Source organism: Clostridioides sp. ZZV15-6383, from assembly GCF_020657735.1.
Taxonomy (GTDB): Bacteria; Bacillota; Clostridia; order Peptostreptococcales; family Peptostreptococcaceae; genus Clostridioides; species Clostridioides difficile_D.
Genome location: NZ_JAGWCV010000106.1, coordinates 1 through 4,166, shown reverse-complemented (window position 1 = coordinate 4,166; position 4,166 = coordinate 1). Strand labels below are relative to the sequence as shown.

Genomic DNA, 4,166 nt, shown 5'->3' with positions numbered 1-4,166 from the left:
GAAAGTAAGTTTGATATCTTAAACTTAATGTGAAGAATTCCAGTAACAAGACCAGCAGTGCAACCACATAAGATAGCCATTAAAGTTGCTACTATAGGAGAAATACCATTAGTAAGAGAAAATGCTACGATAGAAGCACCCATTGTGTAACTACCATCAGCAGACATATCTGGAAAATCTAAGATTTTGTAAGTTATATAAACCCCCAGTGCCATAATTGATAAAATTAAACTTTGCGTCATTACAGATATAATACCTGACATAAATAAAACACCCCTTTGAAAATATTTTAAAATAATTTTTTTAATTTAATTTTAAAAATGAATCTTGATATAAAAAAGCCACACAGTATATATAACTGTATGGCAAAAACACGAATAAGCCACACAGTATAATCCATGTGGCTCTATATTATGATGATAAAATAAAAACTTTAACAACAATTACTATAGCCAACATAGATACAATCCTTAAAAATCATAATCCTAAGGGGTTTGTATCTATGTCATGACAATTTGTCTTAACTTAGCTACAAACCCTAACTAAATTGGCTACTAAAAAATCGTACTTGTTTGTTTAATAAAGTCTTCATGTTTACCTCTCCTTTTAATTTAATAATTTTGAAAATTTTGTTTTCCGTTTTGTATAGTAATTAGTTTAATACAGTAAAAAATAAAAGTCAACTATAAATTTTGAAAAATTATCAAATTATCAGAAAATTGGATTTAAATAAAAAAAATTTTATGTGCAGAATACAGTAGTATTCTTAATTATTGTTTTTTAAATAAAAATAAAAAATATAGATAAGTTACAAAAGATAGTAAAAAATAAAGAAATATTGAGATACTTAGTGTAAATAGGCTTTAAAGCAACATAATAACTCAAATTATATGGTATAATAAATTAAATAATTATTTTAATGCAAAATTTTTTGTTATTTTAAATTGTTTTAAAAAACTTTAGTTTTAGTAATTCTATTATTTAGTGATTCTATTATGATATTTATGAGATTAGAAAGACTTCAATAGATATTTATTTGTAAATATTTAAGAAGTCTTTAACTTTATAGGAGTGATAATTTATGCTAATAGGTACATCTAAATTAAGTAGGAATGTCGATACTTCATGTGTAGAAGAATTAGGTATTCCAATGATTGTATTAATGGAAAATGCAGTTATATCTGCAATGAAAAATATGGATATAGAGATATATAATAGTTATACAGTTGTATGTGGTGTTGGAAATAATGGTGGAGATGGTCTTGGAATAGCGAGGCATTTAAGTACAAAGGGAAAAGAAGTAGACATATTTTTAGTAGGTAATCTTGAAAAACTAAGTGAATGTTCTAAAATAAACTACAATGTACTTTTAAATATGGGAATTAATATTATAAATATTAATAAAAATGATTTAAGTGAAAAAAATGCTGGTGATGAAAATGAAGTAGATAAAATTATTAAGGTCGAGAAACAAAATATTATAAAAAATAAAAATTTAACAATTTTTAAAGATAGAGTATCCAAAAGTGATGTTGTAGTAGATGCTATATTTGGGACTGGATTAAAACGTGATATAACTGGCATTTTTAAAGAAGTTATTGATATAGTAAATGATAACAGTAAAAATACATATTCTATAGATATTCCTTCAGGTATAGATAGTGATAAGGGAAATGTATTAGGAACTTGTATTAGAGCAAACAAAACGATTAGCTTTGAGTTTTATAAAAGAGGTTTTTTGAACTATGATACTAGTTCACTCATAGGTGATGTAGTTGTAGAAAAGATAGGTGTTCCAGATTTTATTACAAGAAAATACCATGATGATGAGTTCATAACTGATGAGAGTTTTGTAAAAAATAATATTAGAAAAAGAGATATACATGGTTTTAAAAGTGATTTTGGGAAAGTATCTATAGTTGCAGGTTCAAAAGGATTTTATGGTGCAAGTTTCATAGCAACTGAATCTGCTGTTAAGAGTGGAAGTGGACTTGTAACGTTAATTAGTAGTGAAGATGTGCAAGAAAAGGTATCTATTAGGCTTACAGAAGCAATGACCTTAAATTTTGAAGATGAAAGATTAAATAAATTAATTAGTTCTAGTGATGCAATTGGTTTTGGTCCAGGAATGGGAGATAATCATCAGACATTTGATAAATTACTTAAAATAGTAGAAAATTCTAATTGCCCTATTGTATTAGACGCTGATGGATTAAATGTTATGAAGGATAGATGCTATAAGTTTTTAGAATGGAAAAATAGATTTGTAATTACACCTCATCTGGGAGAAATGGCAAGGTTGACAGGAGATTCAATTGGGTATATAAGGGAACATAGAGTAGATGTTGCAAAAGAATTTGCTCAAAAATATAATGTAGTTGTACTTTTAAAAGGTTATCAAACTGTCATAACAGATGGTAAAAAAACATATATAAATCCTACAGGAAACAGTTGTATGGCAACTGGTGGAATGGGTGATTGTTTGCTTGGCATTATTACTTCCTTTATAGGTCAAGGTATGGATGTATTGGAAGCTACAGTTAGTGGAGCATATATACATGGTTATATAGGAGATAAATTGAGTAACACAATGTATACAGTAAATGCCACAGATTTAATAAGTAACATTTCGTTAACAATGAAAGAGTTGTTGGATATATAATTGATTAAAAAATAGCTACGCACACTTGTGACTTTAGTCATGAGTTAGTAGCTAAAATAGTCAGCATATAGGGAAACTTATATGTAGAGATAGGATAGAACCTATCCAATACTACTTGAATTGCTAAAATCCCCTAAAGCTAACTAAACTAAAACATAAGGATGAAATAAACCTAAGTGTGAAAGTTACGAAAGTAGAAAAAATTGGTTAGATGGTATAAGGTTAAATCCTAAGTACTTTAAAATGGGCAATCAGCAGGTAAGCTCCGAATAAGAGAAACTTCAACAACTATTCCTCTTGAGGGAAGTACACTACAAGCTATTGGTAGTGGAAGTGGGTAGACCTTAACGGATAATGCCGAAGGATAAGATATAGTCTGTGCTTGCATGAAAGTGTAAGAAGTTCATAAGAGAACTGCATAGGTAGTAGCGAACTTATGTGAACGACAACCTCAAAAATGATAAAAGTTAAGACTTACGGTTCTTATATATGTTATTTAAAAATAAATATAAAAAACCTTCAAAATACTTGTTTTAAGTAATTGAATATTTTAATATTATGATAGGTGATGAAAAATGGAAGTTACTCATGGTAGAGGATATGCATATAGTATGTCAAATATAGACATCCAGTATTATGGGGAGACATCTTTGGAATCCTAGTTATTTCGTTGCTACTGTATCAAAAAATACAGAAGAACAGATAAGAAAATATATTAATAATCAGAAAAAGCAAGTAAAGTGAGGTGGTAGTAGTGGAAAAAGCTTATAAGTTTAGAATATATCCAAATAAAAAACAGCAAGAGTTAATTAACAAAACTTTTGGATGTTGTAGATTTGTATATAATAAGTATCTTGCTAAAAGAATAGAAGTTTATAAAAACGATAAAGAAACTTTTACTTATAAACAGTGTAGTTCTGATTTGACCAATTTAAAAAAAGAATTAAAATGGCTTAAAGAACCTGACAAATTTTCACTACAAAACGCCTTAAAAGATTTAGATAACGCATATAAAAAATTCTTTAAAGAAAAAGCAGGATTTCCTAAATTTAAATCAAAGAAAATTAATAGATTTTCATATAAGACTAATTTTACAAATGGAAATATTATGTATTGTGGTCAACATATAAAACTACCTAAACTTGGTATGGTTAAAGTAAGGGATAAACAAGTACCTCAAGGGAGAATACTTAATGCTACTATATCTAAAGAACCAAGTGGTAGATATTATGTATCATTATGCTGTACTGATGTAGATATTGAAGTATTTGAAAATACTAATAATCAGATAGGTTTAGATTTAGGAATTAAAGAATTTTGTATCTCAAGTTGTGGAGAATTTATAGAAAATCCTAAGTATCTTAAGAAGTCATTAAACAAACTTGCTAAATTACAAAGAGAATTATCGAGAAAAACAATCGGTAGTTTAAATAGAAATAAAGCAAGGTTAAAAGTTGCAAGACTTCAAGAACATATAGCTAATCAAAGAAAGGATTTTCTACAA

The 4,166-nt window shown here is 27.6% G+C and carries 4 protein-coding genes and 1 pseudogene; 3 read left to right on the top strand and 2 right to left on the bottom strand.

Going from position 1 to position 4,166, the window contains the following annotated elements; translation table 11 throughout:
• On the bottom strand, nucleotides 1-263 hold a 263-nt coding region (locus KGF42_RS18770), incomplete at its 3' end, for an ABC transporter permease subunit (RefSeq protein ID WP_413927048.1).
• A gap of 818 nt (nucleotides 264-1,081) precedes the next feature.
• Between KGF42_RS18770 and KGF42_RS18765 the strand changes: the two genes are divergently transcribed.
• Complete coding sequence (locus KGF42_RS18765; RefSeq protein WP_227823543.1) at nucleotides 1,082-2,662, top strand: NAD(P)H-hydrate dehydratase; 1,581 nt, start codon at nucleotides 1,082-1,084, stop codon at nucleotides 2,660-2,662.
• A gap of 238 nt (nucleotides 2,663-2,900) precedes the next feature.
• Here KGF42_RS18765 and KGF42_RS18760 read toward each other — a convergent pair whose 3' ends face one another.
• The gene (locus tag KGF42_RS18760) at nucleotides 2,901-3,050 is read right to left on the bottom strand and encodes a hypothetical protein (RefSeq protein WP_227826879.1); all 150 of its coding nucleotides are present in this window, start codon (nucleotides 3,048-3,050) and stop codon (nucleotides 2,901-2,903) included.
• Between the two features lie 257 nt (nucleotides 3,051-3,307).
• Here KGF42_RS18760 and KGF42_RS18755 point away from each other — a divergent pair.
• Nucleotides 3,308-3,406, top strand: a pseudogene (locus KGF42_RS18755) (transposase); the annotation flags it as partial.
• A gap of 1 nt (nucleotide 3,407) precedes the next feature.
• A partial coding sequence (locus tag KGF42_RS18750) for a transposase (RefSeq protein ID WP_227826878.1) occupies nucleotides 3,408-4,166 on the top strand: 759 nt, incomplete at its 3' end.

What these genes read in the sequence shown, in the direction of transcription:
- KGF42_RS18765 (WP_227823543.1), top strand. Translation starts at nt 1,082, where the DNA reads ATGCTAATAGGTACATCTAAATTAAGTAGGAATGTCGATACTTCATGT.
- KGF42_RS18760 (WP_227826879.1), bottom strand. Translation starts at nt 3,050, where the DNA reads ATGCAAGCACAGACTATATCTTATCCTTCGGCATTATCCGTTAAGGTC.